Source organism: Thermoactinospora rubra, from assembly GCF_002093975.1.
Lineage (GTDB): Bacteria > Actinomycetota > Actinomycetes > Streptosporangiales > Streptosporangiaceae > Nonomuraea > Nonomuraea rubra_A.
Genome location: NZ_KZ084328.1, coordinates 53,459 through 77,543, shown reverse-complemented (window position 1 = coordinate 77,543; position 24,085 = coordinate 53,459). Strand labels below are relative to the sequence as shown.

At 71.9% G+C, this 24,085-nt stretch carries 22 protein-coding genes; 19 read left to right on the top strand and 3 right to left on the bottom strand.

Annotated features, from left to right (window positions below; all coding sequences use genetic code 11):
* Nucleotides 1-31: 31 nt before the first annotated feature.
* Nucleotides 32-1,996, top strand: coding sequence for a threonine--tRNA ligase (gene thrS / locus BSB02_RS07655; protein ID WP_084957993.1), 1,965 nt, complete (start codon nt 32-34; stop codon nt 1,994-1,996).
* 45 nt (nt 1,997-2,041) lie between these two features.
* Here thrS and BSB02_RS07650 read toward each other — a convergent pair whose 3' ends face one another.
* Nucleotides 2,042-2,764, bottom strand: coding sequence for a PIG-L deacetylase family protein (locus BSB02_RS07650; protein WP_084957992.1), 723 nt, complete (start codon nt 2,762-2,764; stop codon nt 2,042-2,044).
* 9 nt (nt 2,765-2,773) lie between these two features.
* Between BSB02_RS07650 and BSB02_RS07645 the strand changes: the two genes are divergently transcribed.
* Entirely contained in the window at nt 2,774-3,283 is a 510-nt protein-coding gene (locus BSB02_RS07645; protein ID WP_084957991.1) for an HIT family protein, read from the top strand.
* Between the two features lie 16 nt (nt 3,284-3,299).
* On the opposite strand, the gene BSB02_RS07640 is transcribed toward BSB02_RS07645, so the two are convergent.
* Nucleotides 3,300-4,859, bottom strand: a complete 1,560-nt coding sequence (locus BSB02_RS07640; RefSeq protein ID WP_084957990.1) for a glycoside hydrolase family 10-like protein — start codon at nt 4,857-4,859, stop codon at nt 3,300-3,302.
* A 129-nt stretch (nt 4,860-4,988) separates the two neighbouring features.
* Nucleotides 4,989-7,124: an elongation factor G-like protein EF-G2 gene (locus BSB02_RS07635; RefSeq protein ID WP_084957989.1), complete on the bottom strand. Its 2,136-nt coding sequence runs from the start codon at nt 7,122-7,124 to the stop codon at nt 4,989-4,991.
* A 173-nt stretch (nt 7,125-7,297) separates the two neighbouring features.
* On the opposite strand from BSB02_RS07635, the gene pgsA reads away from it, so the two are divergent.
* The 17 genes from pgsA to secD all read left to right on the top strand — a co-directional run bounded on the left by pgsA (nt 7,298) and on the right by secD (nt 24,085).
* Nucleotides 7,298-7,897 carry a phosphatidylinositol phosphate synthase gene (gene pgsA / locus BSB02_RS07630; RefSeq protein WP_169729369.1) on the top strand — a complete coding sequence of 200 codons (600 nt, stop codon included), beginning with the start codon at nt 7,298-7,300 and terminating at the stop codon, nt 7,895-7,897.
* A complete protein-coding gene (locus BSB02_RS07625) occupies nt 7,897-8,796 on the top strand; it encodes a phosphatidylinositol mannoside acyltransferase (RefSeq protein ID WP_206184560.1) in 900 nt (299 codons plus the stop codon). The genes pgsA and BSB02_RS07625 overlap by 1 nt, the downstream gene beginning before the upstream one ends.
* Before the next feature lie 7 nt (nt 8,797-8,803).
* Complete coding sequence (locus BSB02_RS07620) at nt 8,804-9,907, top strand: glycosyltransferase family 4 protein (protein ID WP_084957987.1); 1,104 nt, start codon at nt 8,804-8,806, stop codon at nt 9,905-9,907.
* Nucleotides 9,908-9,971: 64 nt separating this feature from the next.
* Entirely contained in the window at nt 9,972-10,514 is a 543-nt protein-coding gene (locus tag BSB02_RS07615; protein WP_084957986.1) for a hypothetical protein, read from the top strand.
* Nucleotides 10,515-10,578: 64 nt separating this feature from the next.
* The gene (locus BSB02_RS07610; protein WP_084957985.1) at nt 10,579-11,583 is read left to right on the top strand and encodes a DUF3048 domain-containing protein; all 1,005 of its coding nucleotides are present in this window, start codon (nt 10,579-10,581) and stop codon (nt 11,581-11,583) included.
* 101 nt (nt 11,584-11,684) lie between these two features.
* Nucleotides 11,685-12,575, top strand: coding sequence for a pyridoxal 5'-phosphate synthase lyase subunit PdxS (gene pdxS, locus BSB02_RS07605; protein ID WP_084957984.1), 891 nt, complete (start codon nt 11,685-11,687; stop codon nt 12,573-12,575).
* Nucleotides 12,576-12,722: 147 nt separating this feature from the next.
* Nucleotides 12,723-14,447 carry an alkaline phosphatase D family protein gene (locus BSB02_RS07600; protein WP_084957983.1) on the top strand — a complete coding sequence of 575 codons (1,725 nt, stop codon included), beginning with the start codon at nt 12,723-12,725 and terminating at the stop codon, nt 14,445-14,447.
* Between the two features lie 45 nt (nt 14,448-14,492).
* The gene (locus BSB02_RS43415; RefSeq protein WP_143590361.1) at nt 14,493-15,242 is read left to right on the top strand and encodes an endonuclease/exonuclease/phosphatase family protein; all 750 of its coding nucleotides are present in this window, start codon (nt 14,493-14,495) and stop codon (nt 15,240-15,242) included.
* A 19-nt stretch (nt 15,243-15,261) separates the two neighbouring features.
* A complete protein-coding gene (gene pdxT, locus BSB02_RS07590; RefSeq protein ID WP_084957981.1) occupies nt 15,262-15,879 on the top strand; it encodes a pyridoxal 5'-phosphate synthase glutaminase subunit PdxT in 618 nt (205 codons plus the stop codon).
* 3 nt (nt 15,880-15,882) lie between these two features.
* Entirely contained in the window at nt 15,883-16,635 is a 753-nt protein-coding gene (locus BSB02_RS07585) for a YebC/PmpR family DNA-binding transcriptional regulator (RefSeq protein WP_084957980.1), read from the top strand.
* A gap of 16 nt (nt 16,636-16,651) precedes the next feature.
* Nucleotides 16,652-18,142 carry a sugar ABC transporter permease gene (locus tag BSB02_RS07580; protein WP_143590359.1) on the top strand — a complete coding sequence of 497 codons (1,491 nt, stop codon included), beginning with the start codon at nt 16,652-16,654 and terminating at the stop codon, nt 18,140-18,142.
* An 11-nt stretch (nt 18,143-18,153) separates the two neighbouring features.
* On the top strand, nt 18,154-19,287 hold the full coding sequence (locus BSB02_RS07575; protein ID WP_084957978.1) for a GNAT family N-acetyltransferase: 1,134 nt from the start codon (nt 18,154-18,156) through the stop codon (nt 19,285-19,287).
* 110 nt (nt 19,288-19,397) lie between these two features.
* Nucleotides 19,398-19,919 carry a crossover junction endodeoxyribonuclease RuvC gene (gene ruvC, locus BSB02_RS07570; protein ID WP_084957977.1) on the top strand — a complete coding sequence of 174 codons (522 nt, stop codon included), beginning with the start codon at nt 19,398-19,400 and terminating at the stop codon, nt 19,917-19,919.
* Nucleotides 19,916-20,536, top strand: coding sequence for a Holliday junction branch migration protein RuvA (ruvA, locus tag BSB02_RS07565; protein WP_084957976.1), 621 nt, complete (start codon nt 19,916-19,918; stop codon nt 20,534-20,536). Before ruvC ends, ruvA begins: the two co-directional genes overlap by 4 nt.
* 50 nt (nt 20,537-20,586) lie before the next feature.
* Complete coding sequence (gene ruvB / locus BSB02_RS07560) at nt 20,587-21,621, top strand: Holliday junction branch migration DNA helicase RuvB (protein ID WP_084957975.1); 1,035 nt, start codon at nt 20,587-20,589, stop codon at nt 21,619-21,621.
* Nucleotides 21,622-21,885: 264 nt separating this feature from the next.
* The gene (yajC, locus tag BSB02_RS07555) at nt 21,886-22,278 is read left to right on the top strand and encodes a preprotein translocase subunit YajC (protein ID WP_084957974.1); all 393 of its coding nucleotides are present in this window, start codon (nt 21,886-21,888) and stop codon (nt 22,276-22,278) included.
* A gap of 46 nt (nt 22,279-22,324) precedes the next feature.
* Complete coding sequence (gene secD, locus BSB02_RS07550; RefSeq protein WP_240506255.1) at nt 22,325-24,085, top strand: protein translocase subunit SecD; 1,761 nt, start codon at nt 22,325-22,327, stop codon at nt 24,083-24,085.

Below are 24,085 nucleotides of genomic sequence, written 5' to 3'. Positions count from 1 at the left end.
CGCCCACACGTGACAAATCCAAGGAGCCATCGTGTCAGCCGAGCTACGCATCACCCTCGCCGGAGCCGAGCGTGTGGTCGCGGCCGGCACGACGGCCGGGGACGCACTGGAGGCCGACGGCAGGACCGTCATCGCGGCCCGCGTCAACGGCGAGCTGCGCGACCTGGCCCACGTGCTGGCCGACGGCGACGTCGTCGAGCCCGTCGAGATCGGATCCGACGACGGCCGCGCGATCCTGCGCCACTCCACCGCCCACGTGCTGGCCCAGGCCGTGCAGGAGCTGTTCCCCGAGGCCAAGCTGGGCATCGGCCCGCCGGTGGAGAACGGCTTCTACTACGACTTCGACGTCAAGCAGCCCTTCCACCCGGACGACCTCAAGCGCATCGAGAAGCGCATGCGCGAGATCGTCAAGCAGGGCCAGACCTTCGCCCGCCGTCCCGTCTCCGACGAGCAGGCCCGCCGGGAGCTGGCCGCCGAGCCGTACAAGCTGGAGCTCATCGGCCTGAAGGGCGGCGCGGCCGAGGAGGAGAGCGTCGAGGTCGGCGCCGGCCAGCTGACCATCTACGACAACCTCGACCCCAAGACGGGCGAGCTGTGCTGGAAGGACCTGTGCCGGGGCCCGCACCTGCCCTCCACCAGGGCCATCCCGGCGTTCAAGCTCATGCGCACCGGCGGCGCCTACTGGCGCGGCAGCGAGAAGAACCCGCAGCTGCAGCGCATCTACGGCACCGCCTGGGAGAGCCGCGAGAGGCAGGACGAATACCTCCACCTGCTGGAGGAAGCGGAAAAGCGCGACCACCGCAAGCTGGGCGCCGAGCTCGACCTGTTCAGCTTCCCGCCGGAGCTGGGCAGCGGCCTGCCGGTCTTCCATCCCAAGGGCGGCATCATCCGCAAGGAGATGGAGGACTACATGCGCCGCCGGCAGGCCGAGGCGGGCTACGAGTTCGTCAACACCCCGCACATCACCAAGTCGCAGCTGTTCGAGACCTCCGGGCACCTGCCGTGGTACGCCGACGACATGTTCCCGCCCTTCGAGCTGGATGGCACCGAATACCGCGTCAAGCCGATGAACTGCCCGATGCACAACCTGATCTTCCGGGCGCGCGGGCGGTCCTACCGGGAGCTGCCGCTGCGGCTGTGCGAGTTCGGCACCGTCTACCGCTACGAGAAGTCGGGCGTGGTCCACGGCCTGACCCGGGTGCGCGGCATGACGCAGGACGACTCCCACATCTACTGCACCAAGGAGCAGATGGGCGGGGAGATCAAGAGCCTGCTCGCCTTCGTGCTCAGCGTGCTGCGCGACTTCGGCCTGTCGGAGTTCTACCTGGAGCTGTCCACCCGTGACGACTCCGACAAGTTCATCGGCGACCCGGCCGACTGGGCGGAGGCCACCGAGGCGCTGCGCCAGGCGGCCGAGGAGTCGGGCTTGGAGCTGAAGGACGACCCGGGCGGCGCGGCCTTCTACGGGCCCAAGATCTCCGTCCAGGCCAAGGACGCCATCGGCCGCACCTGGCAGCTGTCGACCATCCAGCTCGACTTCAACCAGCCCAAGCGCTTCGAGCTGGAGTACCAGGCGGCCGACGGCAGCCGCCAGACGCCCGTCATGATCCACCGGGCGCTGTTCGGGTCGATCGAGCGGTTCCTCGGCGTGCTGGTGGAGCACTACGCCGGCGCGTTCCCGCCGTGGCTGGCGCCCGTGCAGGTCGTCGGCATCCCGATCGCTGACGCCCACGTGCCCTACCTGCAGGATGTCGCCAAGAAGCTGCGCGAGCACGGCATCCGGGTCGAGGTCGACGCCTCCGACGACCGGATGCAGAAGAAGATCCGCAACGCGCAGAAGGCCAAGGTGCCCTACATGCTGCTCGCCGGCGACGAGGACATGGCGGGCGGCGCGGTCTCCTTCCGCTACCGCAGCGGCCAGCAGAAGAACGGCGTGCCCATCGACGCCGCCGTGGCCGAGATCGTCGACGCCGTGGCGCGCCGCGTCCAGGTCTGACCCGCCGGTGGGGTACGGCTCGCGCCGTACCCCACCGAAGGGGTCTCAGCGGGCGAACAGCTCGAACGTCACCGCGGGGCGGCCGCCGAAGCGCTCGCCCGCCCGCTCGGCGATGCCCTCCAGGAAGCCCCGGCAGTAGGCCTCGGGCTCCTCCTCGGTCAGCGCCTCGATGTAGGAGCGGTGCTCCAGCAGCGAGCGGACGCCCCGCTCCAGGGTGGCCGAGACGTCCACCGCGTGCGTGGGGTACGGCGAGGCCGCGACCGCCACCCAGCGCACGCCGTTCCACGGCTCGGGACCGGCGTCCGGGAAGATCCAGCGGTTGCCCGCGTCCGAGGCGGCGTCCAGCGTCGCCCGGCCGACCGCCCGGTGGTCGGGCGTGTTCCACATCGTCCCGCCCCAGGTGTCGTGGTGGTTGATGGTGACGACCAGCTCGGGCCGGTGCCTCCTGATGGCCGCGGCCAGGTCTCGGCGCAGGGCAGGGCCGTACTCGATCACCCCGTCGGGGTGGCCGAGGAACTCCACTCGCGTCACCCCCACCACCGCGGCGCTGGCCCGCTGCTCGCGCTCGCGCAGCGGTCCGGCCTTGGCCGGGTCGAGGGTGTCGATGCCGGCCTCGCCCCGGGTGACGAGCACGTAGGCGACCTCCTTGCCGGCGTCGGTCCAGGCGGCGATGGCCGAGGCGCAGCCGTACTCCAGGTCGTCGGGGTGGGCGACGACGGCCAGCGCGCGCTGCCAGTCGGTGGGCATGGGTTCGAGGGCATCCGTCATAATCCGAGAATGCACGAGGACGCTTTCGAACGGCTGTGGACCCCGCACCGGATGGCCTACATCAAGGGCGAGAACAAGCCCACGGGGCCCAGCGCCGACGATGGCTGCCCGTTCTGCGAGATCCCCAAGATGAGCGACGAGGACGGTCTCGTCGTGGCGCGGGGGAGCACGGTGTACGCAGTGCTCAACCTCTACCCCTACAACTCCGGGCACCTCATGGTGGTGCCCTTCCGCCACGTGTCCGGCTACGAGGAGCTGGACGCCGAGGAGGTCGCCGAGCTGGGCGACTTCACCCAGCGGGCGCTGCGCGCCCTGCGCAAGGCCAGCGGCGCGCAGGGCTTCAACGTGGGCATGAACCTCGGCGACGTGGCGGGCGCGGGCATCGCGGCGCACCTGCACCAGCACGTCGTGCCCCGGTGGGGCGGCGACACCAACTTCATGCCGGTCGTGGCGCGCACCAAGGTGCTGCCGCAGCTGCTGGCCGACACCCGGCGGCTGCTGGCCGAAGCCTGGGAGTGACGCCCGGGAGCGACCGTCAGGCGGGGGCGACCGTGACCGTGGCCGGCTTGCTCTCGTTGTGCAGCCGGTCCAGTGCCGTGACCAGGTAGGTGCCCGCCTGCTGGGCGGCGAACTCGGTGCCCGTCACCACCGCCACCAGGTTGCGGGCGTCGGCCGTGGCGCAGGCGCCCGGGCGGCCGGCGACCCGGTAGACGGCGTAGGAGCGGGCGCCGGGGGAGGCGCTCCAGCGCAGCGTCGACCCGTCGGCCCGCAGGCCGGACGGCTTGGCCGGGGCCTGGCCGCCGCGCTCCTCGATCAGCGGCAGCAGCGCGGGCCGCGAGTAGTGCTCGGCCACCAGCCGGTCCAGGACCCTCAGCGGGTTGGTCTTCAGCTGGGTGGCGCTGAAGTACACGTCGCCGGAGACCTGCTTGTGGGCGCGGTTGAGGGTCAGGTGGGCGGGCAGCTCGCCCGGCCTGGTCCACGCCTGGTTGCCGCGCGTGCCGACCTGGTAGAGCGCCTGGCCGATGTAGAGGTCGACGTCGGTGTCCTTGACCTGCTTGGCCCACCACGGCACGAGCACCCGGTAGTCGGCCGCCTTGAAGCCGCGCGGCCAGTACAGCTGCGGCATGACGTAGTCGACCGTGCCCGCCTTGATCCAGTGGCGCGCGTCGGCGTAGATGGCGTCGTAGGCCGACATGCCGGCGGTGGCCGAGCCCGCGGGGTCCTGGGCCTTGTTGCGCCAGATGCCGAAGGGGCTGATGCCGAACTTCACGTGCTTCTTGACGTCGTGGACGGCCTTGTCGACCTGCGCCACCAGCTTGTTGACGTTGTCGCGGCGCCAGTCGGCCAGCTTCCTGCCCTTGCCGTACTTTGTAAAGGCGGCGGCGTCGTTGAACGTCGCGCCGGCCACCGGATAGGGGTAGAAGTAGTCGTCGAAGTGCACGCCGTCGACGTCGTAGCGCTTGACGACGTCGGTGACGACGGCCGTGACGTGGTCGCGGACCTGCGGCAGGCCCGGGTTGTAGTAGAGGCGGTCGCCGTACTTGACGAGCCAGTCGGGGTGGACGCGGGCCGGGTGAGTGGCGGGCAGCCGCGACAGGTCGGTGTCATAGGCGGCGCGGTAGGGGTTGAACCAGGCGTGGAACTCCAGCCCGCGCTTGTGCGCCTCCTGGATGAGGAAGGGCAGCGGGTCCCAGCCGGGGTCCTTGCCGGGCGTGCCGGTGAGGTACTGCGACCAGGGCTCCATCGAGGACTTGTAGAGCGCGTCGGAGGCCGGCCGGACCTGGACGAAGACGGCGTTGAACCGGCGCGCGGCGGCGGCGTCGAGGAGCTTGACGTATTCGGCCTGCTGGCGGGCGGGGCTCAGCCCGGTGCGCGAGGGCCAGTCGATGTTCTTGACGGTGGCGATCCAGACGCCCCGCAGCTGCCGCTTGGGCGCCTTGGGGTCGGGCGCGCAGTCCTTGGCGGTCTGGGCGGCGGGCGAGGCGTTCGCGGTGGCGTCGGGCCGCGCGTCCGCGCGGGGGCCGTAGGCGTAGGCGACGCCTGTCGCGACGGCGGCCAGGGCGGCGGCGGCGAGCAGGGGACGTGCTGTGCGCATGGTTCCCCAGTGTGGCATCGCCTCAGGGATGCTTTGGCCAGAAAACCGAAATCATTTTGTGATATTACTGTGACATGAGTGGAGGATGGGGCGGGGCGTTCCTCGCGTTGCGCCCCGCCGTACCTCCCGTCACTCGGCCGACGCGGCGGCGACCTTGTCGGTCAGGTGCGACGGCAGCGGCTCGTAGCGCAGGAAGGAGCGCGTGAACGTGCCGGTGCCGTGCGACATCGACCGCAGGTCGATCGCGTAGCGCGTGATCTCCAGCTGGGGGACCTCCGCCTTCACCAGGGTCCTGCCGCGGCCCACCGCCTCGGTGCCGAGCACCCGGCCGCGCCGCGAGGACAGGTCGGACATCACCGAGCCGACGTACTCGTCCGACACCAGCACCGACAGCTCGTCGACCGGCTCCAGCAGCAGCACGGGCACCTTGGCGGCGGCCTCCTTCAGCGCCAGCTGCCCCGCGATCTGGAAGGCCATGTCGGAGGAGTCCACCGAGTGGGCCTTGCCGTCGTAGAGCGTGACGCGGATGTCGACCATCGGGTAGCCGTAGGCCACGCCGCGCTCCATCTGCTGCCGGACGCCCTTCTCCACCGACGGGATGAACTGCCGCGGGACCACGCCGCCGACGATCTTGTCGACGAACTCGAAACCCCCGCCGGACGGCAGGGGCTCGACCTCGATGTGGCAGATGGCGTACTGGCCGTGGCCGCCGGTCTGCTTGACGTTGCGCCCCATCGCCTGGGCCTTGCCGCCGAAGGTCTCCCGCAGTGGCACCCGCAGGTCCACCCGCTCGACCTCCACCCCGTGCCGCTTGGCCAGCCGGTCCAGCAGGACGTCGGTGTGGGCCTCGCCCATGCACCACAGCACCAGCTGCCGGGTCTCGGCGTTGTGCTCCAGGCGCAGCGTCGGGTCCTCGGCGACCAGGCGGGACAGCGCCTGGGACAGCTTGTCCTCATCGGCCTTGGACTTGGCCCTGATGGCCACCGGCAGCAGCGGGTCGGGCATCGACCAGGCGGTCATCAGCAGCGGCCGGTCCACGGCCGACAGCGTGTCGCCGGTCTCGGCCCGCGCCAGCTTGGCCACCGCCACGATGTCGCCGGCGATGGCCTTGGGCACCGTGCGCTGCTGCTTGCCCAGCGGGCTGGACAGCGTGCCGACGCGCTCGTCGACGTCGTGGTCCTCGTGGCCGCGCTCGGCCAGGCCGTGCCCGGAGACGTGGACGGTCATGTCGGGCCGCAGCGTGCCGGAGAAGACGCGCACCAGGCTGATGCGGCCCACGTAGGGGTCGCTGGTGGTCTTGACGACCTCGGCCACGAGCGGGCCCTCGGGGTCGCAGGCGATGTCCTGGACCGGCTTGCCGTCGATGGTGGTGATCTCGGGCAGCGGGTGCTCCAGCGGCGACGGGAAGCCCTGGGTGACGATCTCGAGGATCTCGGCGGCGCCCACGCCCGTGCCGCTGCACAGCACGGGGTAGAAGTTGCCGCGCGCCACCGCCTTCTCCAGGTCCTCGATGAGGACCTTGGTGTCGATCTCCTCGCCGCTCAGGTAGCGGTCCATGAGGGACTCGTCTTCGCTCTCCTGGATGATCCCCTCGATCAGCACGCCGCGGTGCTCGTCGATCTGCGCCCGGTAGGCGGGCTCGGGCTCCCTCTCCTGGCGGGTGCCGCCGCTGTAGTCGAAGAACTTCTGCGACAGCAGCCCGATGAGTCCCTTGACCTGCCCGGACTCGCTGACCGGCAGGTACAGCGGCGCCACGCCGTCGCCGAAGATGTCCTGGCAGGTGGCCAGCACCTCGGAGAAGTTGGCGCGCTGGTGGTCCAGCTTGGTGATGACGACCGCCCTGGGCATCCCGACCTGGGCGCACTCCTCCCACAGCATCTGGGTCAGCCCGTCGATGCCCTCGCAGGCCGACACCACGAACAGCGCCGCGTCGGCCGCGCGCAGGCCCGCGCGCAGGTCGCCGACGAAGTCGGCGTAGCCGGGCGTGTCCAGCAGGTTGATCTTGATGCCGTTGTGGACGAGGGGGGCCAGCGCCAGGTTCACCGACCGCTGCTGGCGCACCTCCACCTCGTCGAAGTCGCTGACGGTGGTGCCGTCCTCCACGCGGCCCGCGCGCTGGATGGTGCCGGTCGCCGTGAGCAGGTGCTCCACGAGGGTCGTCTTGCCCGCTCCCGAGTGGCCGACAAGGACGACATTGCGTATTCCATCCGCCCTGTCGGCCGTCGGTGCCCTGCCGGCGGCTCCCACGGGGTTCTTCTCGGCCACGTTGCCTCGCTTCCCTGGGCCCGAAGGGCCCGCGTCTTCGTCGGTTCGGCTCCAACGCCGCGCCCGCACCGGCTGCTTGGTAACCGCAAGGACGCGGTGTGTTCACCAAATACCCGTGTGGCGGATCTCACAAGAGGTGAGCGCCAAAGAAAATGGCCTACGATCGGAGCGCGATGCTGAAACTCCTGCGCCCGGCCATGACCCGGATCCTCACCCCCCTGGGCAGGGCTCTGGTGAACCGGGGGATCGGTCCGAACACCGTCACGGCGATCGGCACCCTCGGCACGGTCGCCGCCGCCCTGGTGCTGTTCCCCCTGGGCCAGCTGTGGTGGGGCGCCTTCACCATCGCGGTGTTCGTGCTGTTCGACCTGCTCGACGGCGTGGTGGCCCGGCTCGGCGGGGGCGGCGGCAGCACGTGGGGCGCGTTCCTGGACTCCACGCTCGACCGGGTGGCCGACGCGGCGATCTTCTCGGGGCTGATCGTCTACTTCGCGCTGGACGGCGACCTGCTCATGGTGGCCGTGACGCTGTTCTGCCTGGTGGCCGGGGCGCTGGTGTCGTATGTCAAGGCGCGCGCCGAGGGGCTGGGGCTGACCTGCGACGTGGGGCTGGCCGAGCGCCCGGAGCGGCTGCTGGTCAGCCTGGTCGCGGCGGGCCTGTCCGGGCTCGGCGTGCCGTACATCCTGCCCGCGGGCATGTGGCTGCTGGCCGTGGCGAGCGCCGTGACGGTGGTGCAGCGCATCCTCCACGTTCGTCGGCAGACTGGAGAGTGATGAGCGTCTCGATGATGGATCGCGCGGTCGCCGCGGGGTTCGCGGCGGGCTGGAAGCTGGTCCCCCTGCTGCCGGAACGGCTCACCGCCAAGGCGTTCGAGCGGATGGCCGACCGGGTCTGGCGCGGCCGCGGCCCGGCGGTGCGGCGCCTGGAGCGCAACCTGTCCCGGGTCACCGGCCTGAAGGACGAGGAGCTGCGCGAGCTGTCCCGCCGCGGCATGCGCTCGTACTTCCGCTACTTCCACGAGGTCTTCCGCCTGCCGAAGATGAGCGCCGAGGAGATCGAGCGGCGCACCCACGTCACCGGCGACGAGAACATCTGGAAGACGCTGGAGTCCGGCCGCGGGGTGGTGCTGGCGCTGCCGCACATGGGCAACTGGGACCAGGCGGGGGCGTGGCTGGCGGGCCGGGGCCAGCGCTTCACCACCGTGGCCGAGCGGCTCAGGCCCGAGTCGCTGTTCCGCCGCTACACCGCCTTCCGCGAGGGCCTGGGCATGGAGGTGCTGCCGCTGACGGGCGGGCCCGGCCACACGGTGGCCGTGCTGGCCTCCCGGCTGCGGCGGGGCGGCGTGGTGTGCCTGCCGGCCGAGCGCGACCTCACCCGCCACGGCATCGAGGTGGAGTTCTTCGGCGCCACCACCAAGGTGCCCGCGGGGCCGGCGCTGCTGGCCGTGCAGACCGGCGCGGCGCTGCTGCCCGCGGTCATCTGGTTCGAGGGCCCCGACTGGGCCATCCGCATCCACGAGGAGGTCCCGGTCCCGCGCGAGGGCACCCGCCAGGAGAAGGTCGCCGCCATGGCGCAGCGGCTGACGGAGTTCTTCGAAAAGGGCATCGCCGAGCACCCGGAGGACTGGCACATGCTCCAGCGCCTGTGGCTCGACGACCTGGATCCGCGGTGAGGGTCGCATGAGGGTCGGCATCGTGTGCCCCTACTCGTGGGACATGCCCGGCGGCGTCAAGCAGCACATCGACGACCTGGCCCAGGCCCTCATGGCGCAGGGCCACGAGGTGTCGGTGATCGCCCCGGCGGCCGACGACGGAGAGCTGCCGCCGTACGTGACCGGCGCGGGCCGGGCGGTGCCGGTGCCGTACAACGGGTCGGTGGCGCGGCTGTCGTTCGGGTTCCTGTCGGCGGCGCGGGTGCGGCGCTGGATCCAGGACGGCGGCTTCGACGTGCTCCACATCCACGAGCCGCTGATCCCGAGCCTGGGCGTGCTGGCCTGCTGGGCGGCCAAGGGCCCGATCGTGGCGACCTTCCACGCATCCTTCAGCCGCTCGCGTGCCATCGCGATCGCCGAGCCGCTGCTGCACAGCGCGCTGGAGAAGCTGCACGGGCGCATCGCGGTCTCCGACGCCGCGCGCAAGAGCCTGGTGGAGCAGTTCGGCGGCGACGCGGTGCTGATCCCCAACGGCGTGACCGTCAGCCGCTACGCCGAGGCCGAGCCGCTGCCCGGGTGGGGGCCCGACGGGGCCACGATCGGCTTCCTGGGCCGGGTGGACGAGCCGCGCAAGGGCCTGCCGATCCTGCTGGAGGCGCTGGCCGACATCCCCGGCGCCCGGCTGCTCGTGGCCGGCCCCGGCGAGGTCAAGGTGCCCAGGAACGTGCGCGACCGGGTGACGCTGCTGGGCATGGTCAGCGAGGAGGACAAGATCCGCGCCTACCACTCCGTCGACGTCTTCTGCGCGCCCAACACGGGCGGGGAGAGCTTCGGCATCGTGCTGGCCGAGGCGATGGCGTCCGGGGCGACCGTGCTGGCCAGCGACATCCCGGCCTTCCGCAAGGTGCTGGGGGAGGGGCAGGCCGGCGCGCTGTTCCGCAACGGCGACCCCGCCTCCCTGGCCGAGGAGGCCAGGGCGCTGCTGGCCGACCCGGAGCGGCGCGCCAAGCTGGCCGCCGAGGCGCGCGTGGCGGTGCGCAAGTACGACTGGTCCACGGTCGCGCGTGACGTGGTGCGGGTCTACGAGACGGTCACCGCCGGCGGGACCGGCCGCGTGGTGGAGGACTTGTGACCGAGCTTGTCGAGGGCACCAGTGAGCACAGCAGTCTACTCACAGGTCCGACGAAGGAGGGCCTGTGAGTGAGGGCATCGTCCTGCTGCTGGTGGGCATCCTCGTGGTGCTCACCGCCGTCTACATCTCCTGGCGGGCCGGGCGGCTGGACCGCCTGCACATCCGCCTGGAGCTGGCCCGCGAGGCGCTGGACGCGGCGCTGACCCGCCGCAGGGCCGTGGTGCTGGAGCTGGCCGGCTCGCGGCTGCTGGACCCGGCCACCTCGCTGGTGCTGGCCGCCGCCGCCCACGAGGCCCGTACGGCGGGGCCGGAGGAGCGCGAGCACGCCGAGAGCAACCTGTCCAAGGCCCTGCGCGCGGCGGCCGACCAGGAGCGCTTCCGCGAGAAGCTCGCCGAGTCGCCCGGCGGCGGCGACCTGCTGCAGGAGCTGGACGCGGCGGTGGCCAAGGTCGTCTACTCGCGGCGCTTCTACAACAACGCCGTGGCGGTGACGCGGGCGGCCCAGCGCCGGTGGCTGGCCAGGACCCTGCGGCTGGCCGGGCACACCGAGACCCCCGAGTTCTTCGAGATCGACGACCTCCCGCCGGAGAACATGTCCACGGAATAACCCCTTTTGCCAAACGCCGGTAAGCTTCTGCCGTTTTATTGGCGTTGAGCGGAGGAGTCAGCCAGTGCGAGCCGTGCGGACGATCCTGGCGGCGCTTGCCGTCCTCGCGCCCGTGGCGGCGTGCTCCGACGACAAGCCGCCCGCGTCCGCGCCGCAGGCGGCCACCGCCTCCCCGTCGGCCTCGCAGCCGCCGCCGGCCACGCACCCGTTCACCGGCCTGCCGTACGACGGGAAGCTGAGGCCGGTGCTGGCGGTGAAGATCGAGAACACCGCGGCCGGCAAGCCGCAGCTGGGCCTGAAGAGCGCCGACATCGTCTACATCGAGCAGGTCGAGGCGGGCCTGACGCGGCTGATGGCGATCTTCTCCTCCAAGCTGCCGCCCAAGGTGGGCCCGGTGCGCAGCGCCCGCATCTCCGACCTGCACATCACCCCGATGTTCGGCAAGCCGGCCTTCGCCTACTCCGGGGCGCAGACCAAGATGCTGCCGTTCATCGCCAAGGCGTCGCTGTTCGACGTCTCCGACAGCCGCGCGCCGGGCGCCTACTTCCGCCAGCCGGGCCGCTACGCGCCCTACAACCTGTTCGCCCACACCAGGAAGCTCCTGCAGAGCGCGCCCAGGGCGAGCAAGGCCAAGGACATCGGCTTCACCTTCGGCGAGGCCCCGGCCCAGGGCGGCGTGCCGCGCAAGTCCTTCACCGTCAGGTGGCCGGCGGCGCGCTTCGACTTCCGCTGGTCGCAGGCCAGGAAGCAGTGGCTGATCTGGCAGGACGGCAAGCGCGACATGGCCGCCGAGGGCGGGCAGCTGTCGGCGCCGACCGTCGTCGTGCAGTACACCAAGACCGTGCGCTCCCAGTTCCACGACAAGAACGACAGCTACACGCCGCTGGTCCACACCGTGGGCAAGGGCGAGGCGATCGTGCTGCGCGACGGGATGGCCTTCAAGGCGCGCTGGGAGCGGGAATCGGAGGAAGGGGGCACGACGTTCACCACTCCGGAGGGCGAGCCGATGAACTTCGCCCCCGGCCAGGTGTGGATCGCGCTCGCGAGCAAGAAGCCCGTCATTCCCTGAGTGGTCTGGTGCCGCGGAGCGAAAGTGGCCCTTAACGGGTACCACTGGCGCGTCCCTACACTGGGTGCGCAATCCGAAAAGCGTCGTGAGGTGTATCAACCGTGTCCGAAGTAGCCACCGGTACCGCTCGGGTCAAGCGAGGCATGGCCGAGATGCTGAAGGGCGGCGTCATCATGGACGTCGTCACCCCCGAGCAGGCCAAGATCGCTGAGGACGCCGGCGCCGTGGCCGTCATGGCCCTGGAGCGCGTCCCCGCCGACATCCGGGCCCAGGGCGGCGTGTCCCGCATGAGCGACCCGGACATGATCGAGGGCATCATCAACGCGGTGTCCATCCCGGTCATGGCCAAGGCCCGCATCGGCCACTTCGTCGAGGCGCAGGTGCTGCAGGCGCTCGGCGTGGACTACATCGACGAGTCGGAGGTGCTCACCCCCGCCGACTACGCCAACCACATCGACAAGTGGAAGTTCACCGTGCCGTTCGTGTGCGGGGCCACCAACCTCGGCGAGGCGCTGCGCCGCATCAACGAGGGCGCTGCCATGATCCGGTCCAAGGGCGAGGCGGGCACGGGCGACGTGTCGAACGCCGTGACGCACATGCGCACCATCCGCGCCGAGATCAAGCGGCTCACCTCCCTGCCGGAGGACGAGCTGTACGTCGCGGCCAAGGAGCTGCAGGCGCCGTACGAGCTGGTCGTCGAGGTCGCCAGGACCGGCAAGCTGCCCGTGGTGCTCTTCACCGCCGGCGGCATCGCCACCCCGGCCGACGCGGCGATGATGATGCAGCTGGGCGCCGAGGGCGTGTTCGTCGGCTCGGGCATCTTCAAGTCGGGCGACCCGGCCAAGCGCGCCGCCGCCATCGTCAAGGCCACCACCTTCTACGACGACCCCGACGTCATCGCCAAGGTCTCCCGCGGCCTGGGCGAGGCCATGGTGGGGATCAACGTCGACGACATCCCGGTGCCGCACCGCCTGGCCGAGCGCGGCTGGTAAAGGGATCCTCTTCAGGGGCGGCGTTATGCCGCCCCTTTCTCATTTTTTTCGTGATATTTCGCAGCTAGCTGTCTTGTGGTGTTCACCGGGGATTCAGGGGGTTCCGGAAGGCTACGGGCGTCCCTCTAGATCATCCGGGAGCGCCCCATGTCCCGACTCGACCGCCGGTCCTTCCTCGTCACAGGCCTCGCCACCGGCCTGGCCGCGGGCGTCGCCACCGCCTTACCCGCGGCCGCCGCGCACGCCGACCCCCAGCCCGACCCCCAGCCCGACCCCCAGCTCGACCCCACTGGCGAGACCGCCGGGTCGCTCGCCTCGCGCGGCCTGCGCGCCGACCCCTTCACGCTCGGCGTGGCCAGCGGCGACCCCGACCACGAGGGCTTCGTCATCTGGACCCGCCTTGCCGTCGACCCGCTGGCCGAGGACGGGATGGGCGGCATGCCGCCCTGGCCCTTCCCGGTGCTGTGGCAGGTCTACGCCGACGAGAACGCCCGCCGCGTCGTCCGCGCCGGCGTGGCCGTGGCCGCCCCCGAGTGGGGCCACAGCGTCCACGTGGAGGTCGGCTCGCTGCGCTCGGACCGGGAGTACTGGTACCGCTTCCGCGTCGGCCCCTACCTCTCCCCGCTCGGCCGGGCCAGGACCGCCCCCCACCCCCTGGCGTACGGCGGGCCGCTCGCGATGGCGTTCGTCTCCTGCGCCCAGTACGAGCACGGCTACTTCACCGCCTACCGCCGCCTGGCCGAGGAGCGCCCCGACCTGGTCCTCCACCTCGGCGACTACCAGTACGAGTACGCCAGGAACACCTACACCATCCCCGGCGGCAACATCCGCCACCACGAGGGGCCGGAGACCGAGACGCTGGCCGACTACCGCCGCCGCCACGCCCAGTACAAGGCCGACCCCGACCTGCAGGCCGCCCACGCCGCCTGCTCGTGGCTGGTGGTCTGGGACGACCACGAGCTGGACAACAACTGGGCCGACGAGGTGCCGGAGAAGCCGGAGATCCCGCAGCCGAACTTCCTGTCCCGGCGCGAGGCCGCCTTCCGCGCCTACTACGAGAACATGCCGCTGCGCCGCACCTCCATCCCGCGGGGCATCGACATGCAGCTCTACCGGCGCATCCGGTGGGGCGCGCTGGCCACCTTCCACATGCTCGACACCCGGCAGTACCGCGACGACCAGGGCTGCGGCGACGGCTACAAGGACTGCCCGGCCAGCCTCGACCCGGCCCGCTCCATCACCGGCGCCGAGCAGGAGGCCTGGCTGCTGGACGGCTTCCGCCACTCCCGCGCCCGCTGGGACATCCTCGGCCAGCAGGTCTTCTTCGCCCAGCGCGACAACAACGCCGGGCCGCAGAAGGTCACCAGCCAGGACGCCTGGGACGGCTATGTGGCATCGCGGCGGCGCATCACGCAGGGCTGGATCGACGCGGGCGTGCGCAACCCGGTGGTGCTGACCGGCGACGTGCACGCCCACTGGGCCGGCGACCTCAAGCTCGACTACGACGACCCCACCGGGCCCACCGTGGGCTCGGAGCTGGTGACGACCTCCATCAGCACCGGCGGCGACGGGCGCGACTCCGACCCGGCCACGCACCCGTTCCTGAAGATCAACCCGCACCTGAGGTTCTACAACAACCAGCGCGGCTACGTGCTCACCCGGATCGAGCGCGACCTGCTGACCGCGGACTTCAGGGTGGTGCCGCGGGTGCAGACGCCGGGCGCGGAGGTCTACACCCGCGCCACCTTCGTCGTGGAGGACCGGGTGCCCGGCGTCCAGCAGACCTACCTGCGCCCGCTGGACCCGGCCCTCAGCACGCTGGGCGGGATCACCGCCGAGGAGACCGTGCGCCTGGAGACCGAGCGCCCGTAGTGGTTGGATNCGCCCCCGCCCCCCGCCCCGTCGTCCGTGGCGGCGATGACGTGGAACGTGTGCGCCGGGACCAACTCGGCCTGCCCGCTGTATCGCGGCGGCGTGCACGAGCTGGGCTGGCGGGTCGCCCGCTACGCCGTCGGCCGGCCGATCAAGCCTGACGTGATCTTCCTGCAGGAGTTCTGCTCGGGCGCGGGCGCGCCGCTGGAGCGCTGGCTGGAGGAGCTGACCGGGCGGCCCTGGAGCGTCTCGTCCTGGGGGCTGGTGGCCGCCGACGGCTCGCCGTACGCCTGCCACCCCGACTACCAGGGCCGCGACCGCGGCGCCCAGAGCGTCACCGTCGCGGTGGCCCAGGACGCGGCCCGCTTCGAGGCGCACCCGCTGAGCTCGCCGCCCTGGTACGTCCGGCGGGCCGCGCTGTGCGCCGCCTATGCCGGGATCCGCGTCTGCGGCACCCACCTGTCCTCCGGCCGGGCCGACGACGACCGGCAGCCCGGCGCGCCGTACCGGACCAGGCAGGTCGAGGAGCTCCTCGCCCTGAAGGCCGGGCTGCTGGGCGGCGACCTCAACCTCACCCCCGGCCACCCCGCGCTGCGCGGCGCCTACCGGACCTACCGCGAGTGCGACCCGCGCAACCGGTGGACCTACACCGCGTCCGGGAAAACCGCGTCCGGGAAAGCCGCGTCCAGGAAGCTCGACTACCTCTTCGCCGCTCGCGTCAAGCGCTGTCACCTCGGCCCGGCGGACGCGCCCTCCGACCATCGCCCGCTGTACGTCCTGATGGAAGGGCCTTGATGGAAGAGCGAGGCCCCTGATGGTGTTCAATCAGGGGAAACCCCCTTCGACGGAAGGATGCGCTGTGCCCACGATCGGTGTCCTGGCCCTCCAAGGCGACGTGCGGGAGCACGTCCGCGCGCTGGAGGCCGCCGGAGCGACGGCCAGGGCCGTGCGCCGGCCCGCGGAGCTGGAGGCCGTCGACGCGCTGGTCATCCCGGGCGGCGAGTCCACCACCATGTGGAAGCTGGCCGACAGCTTCGAGCTGCTGGAGCCGCTGCGGCTGCGGATCAAGAACGGCATGCCCGCGTACGGCTCCTGCGCCGGCATGATCATGCTGGCCGACCGGATCGAGGACGGCGTCCCCGGCCAGGAGACCGTCGGCGGCATCGACATGACCGTGCGCCGCAACGCCTTCGGGCGGCAGGTCGACTCCTTCGAGGCCGACCTCGACTTCGCCGGCTCCCCGGTGCGCGCCGTCTTCATCCGGGCCCCGTGGGTGGAGTCCGTCGGCTCGGGTGTCGATGTGCTGGCCGCCACGGGAGATAGGATCGTCGCGGTCCGCCAGGGACCGCTGCTCGCGACGTCGTTCCACCCGGAGCTGACCGGGGACACGCGCGTGCACGAGTACTTCGTAGAGATGCTGAGGGAGCTGTAACTCATGTCCGGCCACTCCAAATGGGCGACGACGAAGCACAAGAAGGCTGCACTCGACGCCAAGCGTGGCAAGCTGTTCGCCAAGCTGATCAAGAACATCGAGGTGGCAGCGCGGACCGGTGGCCCCGACCCCGACGGCAACCCCACCCTCTACGACGCCATCCAGAAGGCGCGGAAGAACTCGGTGCCGCTGGACAACATCGAGCGCGCCCGCAAGCGCGGCGGCGGCCTGGAGGCGGGCGGCGCCGACTGGCAGACGATCTGGTACGAGGGCTACGGCCCGAACGGCGTGGCCCTGCTGATCGAGTGCCTCACCGACAACCGCAACCGCGCCGCCTCCGAGGTGCGCGTGGCGCTGACCCGCAACGGCGGCTCGCTGGCCGACCCCGGCTCGGTGTCGTACATGTTCAACCGCAAGGGCGTCGTCATCGTGCCCAAGAACGGCCTGACCGAGGACGACGTGCTGGCCGCGGTGCTCGACGCGGGCGCCGAGGAGGTCAACGACCTGGGCGACTCCTTCGAGGTGGTCTCCGAGGCCGGCGACCTGGTCCCGGTGCGCAAGGCGCTGCAGGAGGCGGGCATCGACTACGACTCGGCCGAGTCCAGCTTCCTGCCGAGCATCAGCGTGCCGCTGGACGAGGAGGCCGCCAAGAAGGTCTTCCGCCTCATCGACGCCCTGGAGGACAGCGACGACGTGCAGAACGTCTACGCCAACTTCGACGTCAGCGACGAGGTCATGGAGAAGATCGAAGCCTGAGGCTAGAGTTCCAGCCGTGCAACGTGTCGCCGGCTGGTTATTGACCCTCCCCGCCCTCCTGGCCGCGATCGTGACGCTGGTCGTGCCGACCGTGCGGACGATCGCCATGTCGTTCACCGACGAGGCCGTGCTGAGACCGGCCCGCCCCGTGGGGGCCGAGAATTACACGCGGCTCCTGGGCGACGAGCGCTTCTGGGCGGCCGCGGGCTTCACGCTCGCGCTGGCGATCCTGCCGTTGCTGGTCGTCGTGGTGGTGGCGCCGCTGCTGGCGGCCGCGCTCGACCACGGCGGCCCGTGGCCGCGGCGCGCGGGCCGGGTGGCCTTGTCGCTGTGGATCGTCGTGTGCTCGCCGGTCGCCATCGCCGTGGCGGGCGTGCCGCTGGTGACGCCCGGCGGCGGCCCCCTCGTCACGGCCCTGTACATCACCGCGGCGCTGTTCGGCGCGGTGTGCGGGCTGGCGCTCATCGCCTACCTGCCGGCCTCGCGCAGCGTGGGCGGCATGCTCGTGGCAGGCGCCGTGCTGGCCCTGGCCACGCTGGCCACGGGCCTGCAGGCCTTCGGCGTGGTCTACCCGCTGGCCGGCCGCGTCCCCACCCTGGGGGTGCTGCACCTCAGGCAGGCCTTCTCCGGCTTCCGGCTGGGGTACGGCGCCGCGCTCGCCACGGTGACGGGCCTGATCCTCGGCGTCCTGGGCCTGGTGGCCGTCGTCGTCCTGGTCGCGGCCCGGACGCGGCTGATGCTCCTGCCGCGCCCGGCCGAGGCCCGCGGCAGCCGGGTGCCCGGGGTGGTCGCGCTGGTCCTGGTCGTCGTGCTGGCGATCCTGGGCAGCCTGCCCTGGCTGTCGGCGGCGTTCCTGGGCGGCGCCGCGCCGCTGGACCCCCTGCGGCCGGATCCCGCACCGCTGGACACGGTGCGGCTCCACCTGTACACCTGGCTGCCCGCCCTGGCCGGGGCGCTGGTGTCGGTCGGCGTCGCCTACCTGGCCGCCCTCGGCATCGGCGGGCTGCGTCCCCTCGGCCGTCACAGCGAGTGGCTGCTGCTGGCCTTCGCGCCCTGGTTGTTCGTCGGCGTCGGGCCGCTGTCGGGCGCGCTGTGGCTGACCTACCGCGAGCTGGGCCTGCTCGACACCCTCGTGGCGCTCGTCGACCCGCTGCTGGTCAGCGTGCCCGCGCTGGTCGTGCTGACGCTGCTGTGCCGGGGGCTGGCCGAGCGCGGCGGCCCGTTCCTGGCCACGGTCGTGCTGCCGAGCCTGCCCATGGCGGCCGTCCTCGTGGGCGCGGTGACCCTGCTCAACGCCCAGGAGCCGCTGTGGCGGCTGCTGGTGGCCACCCGGCCCGAGCACTGGTCGGCCCCGGTGGCGCTGCTCCAGCTCCACAGCCGGGGATTCGGCGCCGACCCGCCGGTGGGCCTGACCACGCCGCCCCTGACGGTGGCCGTGGCGTTCGCCGCGCTCGTCGCCGCGCAGCTGACCTACCTCGACCGGCTCCGCCTCACCGTCGGCCGCTAGGTTGGGCTCTCGTGGAGATACGCGAGCTCACCCCCGACGACCTCGACGCCCTGCTCGACGTGCGCACCCGAGCCTTCGGCCCGGTCCCGCCCGCCGACGTGCCGGTCTGGCGTGAGACCTCGGCCGTCGCGATGGCCGAGGGCCGTCTGCTGGGCGCCTTCGATGGCGCCCGGCTGGCCGCCTCCGCCCGGCTGCGCAGGCTCACCCAGTGGTGGCACGGCAGGCCGCAGCCGCTGGCCGGGGTGGCCGGGGTGGTCGTCAACCCGGAGGACCGCGGGCGCGGCGTGGGCACCGCGATCGTGCGGGCCGCGATCGAGCGGGCGCGGGAGCAGGGATACGCCCTCTCGGCCCTGTATCCGGCCACCACGCCCATCTACCGTAGCCTCGGCTACGAGCACGCTGGCGCCATGCACCACGTCACCTTCCCGGCCGAGGCGCTGCGCCGCCTGGGCGCGGGCGGGGCGGCAGGGCTGCGCCGCGCTGGGCCGGGCGACGCCGCCGAGGTCGTCGCCCTGCTGGGGCGGCTGCACGCCGCCGACCGCGCCAGCGGCGTGGTCTCCTGGGAGGAGCGCACCTGGCGGCGGCTGCTGGGCGCCGAGGGGGACATGCGCTACATCGCCGACGACGGGCTGGTGGTCTACCGCTGGGACGGCGACGGCCTGCGGGTCGGCACGCTCGTCGCGGGCTCGCGGGAGACGGCCGCGGCGCTGTGGTCGCTCGTCGGCTCCTCCTCGTCGGTCGCCGAGCGGGTCGTCGCGGTCCTCGCGCCGGAGGATCCGGTGTTCTGGCTGCTGCGCGAGCGGTCCCGGGAGCAGGTGACGAGGGTGCGGTGGATGCTGCGCGTGCTCGACGTGGCCGCCGCGATCGGGCGGCGCGGCTTTCCCGCGGGCGTGTCCCTGGAGGCCTTCGTGCGGGTGGAAGGGCTGGGCGGCTGGCGGCTGGAGGTGTCGGGCGGGTCCGGTACGGCTGTCGCGACGGCCTCGGGACAGGGGCCCAGCCTCACGCTCAACGGGCTTTCGGCGCTTTTCGCCGGCCTTCCGGCCGCGACGCTGCGCCGCGGCGGGATGATGGCGGGGGACGGGCGTCACGACGAGGCGCTCGACGTGGCCTTCGCGGCCCGGCCATACACGCTCGACTACTTCTGAGCCGCTTTCGATCCGCGCCCGGTGGGGCGGGGATGCGTGCGGCGGGCGCGCCGGAGCGATAAGGTTGCCTACCGAACAGGTGTTCGGCGCTCGGCCGGGAGGGGGAGCAGGTGCGCGTCTTGGGCATCGACCCGGGGCTGACCCGGTGCGGCCTGGGGGCGGTCGAGGGCCGTCCCGGCGCGCCGCTGTCCCTCGTGGCCGTCGGCGTCGTGCGCACCTCGGCCGACGACGAGCTGGGCGCCCGGCTGCTGGGCATCGAGGCGGGCATCGAGGAGTGGCTGGAGGAGGTCAGGCCCGACGCGGTGGCCGTCGAGCGGGTCTTCAGCCAGCACAACGTCCGCACGGTCATGGGCACGGCGCAGGCCGCCGGCGTCGCCGTGCTGTGCGCCGCCCGCCGCGGGCTGCCCGTCGCGCTGCACACCCCCTCGGAGGTCAAGGCCGCCATCACCGGCAGCGGCACCGCCGACAAGAAGCAGGTCGGCCACATGGTCACCCGGCTGCTGCGGCTCGGCGAGATGCCCAGGCCCGCCGACGCCGCCGACGCGCTCGCCCTGGCCATCTGCCACGTGTGGCGGGGCGGCGCCCAGCACCGCATCGCCCAGGCATTGGCGACGAGGAGGTCAGCGCCGTGATCGCGTCCGTGTCCGGCCGGGTCGCAGCCCTCGCCCCCGACTCGGCGGTCATCGAGGTCGGCGGCGTGGGCGTGCTCGTGCACTGCACGCCCGGCACGCTGGCCGGCCTGCGCGTGGGGGAGCAGGCGCGGCTGGCCACCTCGCTGGTCGTGCGCGAGGAGTCGCTGACGCTGTACGGCTTCGCCACCGACGACGAGCGCACGGTGTTCGAGCTGGTCCAGACGGCCAGCGGGGTCGGGCCGAAGCTGGCGCTGGCCATGCTGGCGGTCCACACGCCCAACGCGCTGCGGGTCGCGGTCGCCTCGGCGGACCTCAAGGCGCTGACGATGATCCCCGGAATCGGCCAGAAGGGCGCCCAGCGCATCGTGCTGGAGCTGAAGGACAAGCTCGGCACGCCGCAGACCGCGCTGGATGCGGCCCTCAACGGCGCCTCGCGCAAGGCGGCCTGGCGGGAGCAGGTGCACGCCGGGCTGGTGGGGCTGGGATACTCGGCCAAAGACGCCGACGAGGCGCTCGCGATCGTGGAGCCGCAGGCCGACGCCGAGCTGGCCGCCGGCCGTGAGCCGCAGGTGGCGGCGATGCTGAAGGCCGCGCTGAGGGCGTTGAGCGTGCGATGAACCCACCGCTCCCGCACGAAGGCAGGCCGGCGGATCCTGGAGGTGGCGACGTGACGCTCGGCAGGGACCTCGTCTCCCCCGACGCGGAAGGCGGCGACGAGCTGCAGATCGAGGCCGCCCTGCGGCCCAAGCGGCTGAGCGAGTTCATCGGCCAGGCCAGGGTGCGCGAGCAGCTCTCGCTCGTCCTGGAAAGCGCGCTCAAACGCGGCAAGACGCCCGACCATGTGCTGATGAGCGGCTCGCCCGGGCTCGGCAAGACGACGCTCGCGATGATCATCGCCGCCGAGCTGGGCGCGCCGCTGCGCATCACCTCGGGCCCCGCCCTCGAACGGGCCGGCGACCTGGCCGCCATCCTGTCCACCCTCGCCGAGGGCGAGGTGCTGTTCGTCGACGAGATCCACCGCATGGCCAGGCCCGCCGAGGAGATGCTCTACATGGCCATGGAGGACTTCCGCGTCGACATCGTGGTCGGCAAGGGCCCGGGGGCGACCGCGATCCCGCTCGACATCGCCCCCTTCACCCTGGTCGGCGCCACCACCCGGGCCGGGCTGCTGCCCGCGCCGCTGCGCGACCGCTTCGGCTTCACCGCCCACATGGACTTCTACGAGGTCGAGGAGCTCGAACAGGTCCTCCACCGCTCCGCCAGGCTCCTGGGCATCGCCCTGCCCGACGACGGCGCCCACGAGATCGCCCGCCGCTCGCGCGGCACGCCCCGCATCGCCAACCGGCTGCTGCGGCGCGTGCGCGACTTCGCCGAGGTGCGCGCCGACGGCGTCATCACCCGCGACCTGGCCGCCGCCGCCCTCGACCTGTACGAGGTCGACGCCGAGGGCCTGGACCGGCTGGACCGGGCGGTGCTGGACGCGCTGCTGCGCAAGTTCGGCGGGGGGCCGGTGGGCCTGTCGACGCTGGCCGTGGCCGTGGGGGAGGAGCCCGAGACGGTCGAGGTGGTCGCCGAGCCGTTCCTGGTACGGCAGGGCCTGGTGGCGCGCACGCCCCGCGGGCGGGTGGCGACGGCCGCCGCCTGGATCCACATGGGCATGACGCCGCCCCCCGACGCCTTCGGCGCGGCACCGGCCGAGTGACGCCGGCCGGGCGACAGGGGAGCGCGGGGCCCTGCCATACGGGACGCCGGGATCACAAAACGGTTGCAACGTTGCGAATTGGGAACTTCCCCGCGTGCCGAACCGCTGGTTCGTTGCCGCGTTTCGCAACAAGCGCCTACACTCCGTGGCTTGCCCGGCTGTGTAGGCTGCGGGCTGAGCGGCGTTCGCGCATCGCAACAAGCGGAATTTCCGGTTCGAAACCGGTGTCGACCTCTTGTAAGAGAAGACGGAAGGTGGCCCCTCATGGGCGGCAATAGTGGCCTGTCAACCATCCTGATGCTGGTCCTGATGGTTGTGGCGTTCTACTTCCTGCTGATCCGCCCGCAGAAGAAGCGGCAGCAGGAGGCCATCAAGATGCAGAACAGCCTCACCCCCGGCACCCGGGTCATGACCACGACCGGCCTGTTCGGCACCGTCGTGGCGATCGACCACGAGGACGTCGTCCTGGAGATCGCGCCGGGCGTGGAGACCCGCTGGGTCAAGGCGGCCATCGGGCGTGTCCTGACGCCGGTCCAGGACATCGCGGAGGAATCCAGGGAGGAGAACTCCGAGGTCACGGACGAGGAGCCGGCCCCGCGGGCGGACCAGGCCGCCCAGAGCGACACCGACCAGGAATCCAACACCCGCAAGTCCTGACTAGGCTCTCGGCACAAATCCCTATAGCTGAAAGAACAGACGACCAGTGGCCCGACCGACCAGCCGCCAGAGCAGACCGGGGCGCACGCTCCTGGCGCTCCTGGCGCTCATCCTCGCCATGGGCGGTGCGATGGCGCTGCAGAAGGCGTTCACGCCCAAACTCGCCCTCGACCTCGCCGGCGGCACGACCGTGACGCTCACGCCCAAGACGCTCGACGACAAGCCGCCCTCGCAGGAGGCGCTCGACCAGGCGGTCAACATCCTGCGCAACCGCGTCAACGGCAGCGGCCTGTCCGACGCCGAGGTGGCCAAGACCGGCGACAACATCGTCATCTCGGTGCCGGGAGCGGGGCAGAAGGAGACGGTCGAGAAGATCGGGAAGACGGCCGAGCTGCGCTTCCGCCAGGTGCTGGCCTATGAGCTGACCCAGCCGCCCGCCGGGATGACCACCGAGGCCCCCAAGCCGAGCGGCTCGCCTTCCGCCTCGCCGTCCCAGCCGGCGGCCAGCCCCAAGGCCAGCTCCAAGGCCAGTCCCAAGGCCAGCCCGTCGGCCTCGCCCACGGGCAAGGCCCTGTCCTCGGCGCTGACCGAGCCGACCACCAGCCCCTCGCCCAAGGCCACGGGCCGGGGCAACGCCAAGGCCACGCCGAAGCCCAGCCCCTCGGCCACGCCGTCCGCCCAGGCCACCCAGCCGCCGCAGCAGGGCCAGCTGGTCGGCAGCACCGAGGGCGTGGACCCGGCGGTGCTCAAGCAGTTCCAGCAGCTCGACTGCCGCGACCCCAACAACCGCGGCCAGGGCGTCCAGGACGACCCCAACAAGCAGTACGCCGCCTGCGCCGACGACGGCAGCGCCAAGTTCATCCTCGACGTCGCCAAGGTCGTCGGCACCGACATCGACTCGGCCTCGGCCGGCATCCCGCAGGGCCGCACCGAGTGGATCGTCCAGCTGTCGTTCAAGGGCAAGGGCCCGGCCGAGTGGAGCAAGCTCACCACCCAGGCCTTCAACTCGCCCGAGCCGCGCAACCAGGTCGCCATCGTCCTGGACGGCGTGGTGATCAGCGCCCCGCGGATCATCAACCCGATCCCGGGCGGCCAGGCCGAGATCACCGGCGGCTTCGACGAGGCCAGCGCCACCGCCCTGGCCGACCAGCTGAAGTACGGCGCGCTGCCGCTGAAGTTCGTGATCGGCTCGGCCGAGACCGTGTCGTCCACGCTCGGCACCGACCAGCTGCGCGGCGGCCTCATCGCGGGCCTCATCGGCCTGCTGCTGGTCGTGGTGTACTGCCTGCTCTACTACCGCGGCCTGGGCATCGTCGCGGTGCTGAGCCTCGTGGTGGCCTCGATCATCACCTACGAGGCGGTGTGCGTCCTCGGCGCGAACATCAACTTCCGCCTGTCGCTGCCGCACATCATCGGCCTGGTGGTCTCCATCGGCATCACGGCCGACTCCTTCATCGTGTACTTCGAGCGCATCCGCGACGAGATGAAGGAGGGCAGGCGCTCGCTGCGCGCCGCCGTCGAGGTGGCCTGGGTGCGCGCCCGGCGCACGATCCTGATCGCCGACGCGGTCATGTTCATCGCCGCCGTCGTGCTGTACTTCCTGGCCGTCGGCGGCGTGGCCGGCTTCGCCTTCGCGATGGGCCTGACCACGCTGATCGACATCATCGTGGTGTTCCTGTTCACCAAGCCCTTCATCGCCCTGCTGGCCAGGCTGAAGTTTTTCGCCAAGGGCCACAAGCTCTCCGGTCTCGACGCGGAGCGCATGAGCGCCGACACTGTCCGTACGACCACCCCGCAGGAGGCCTGA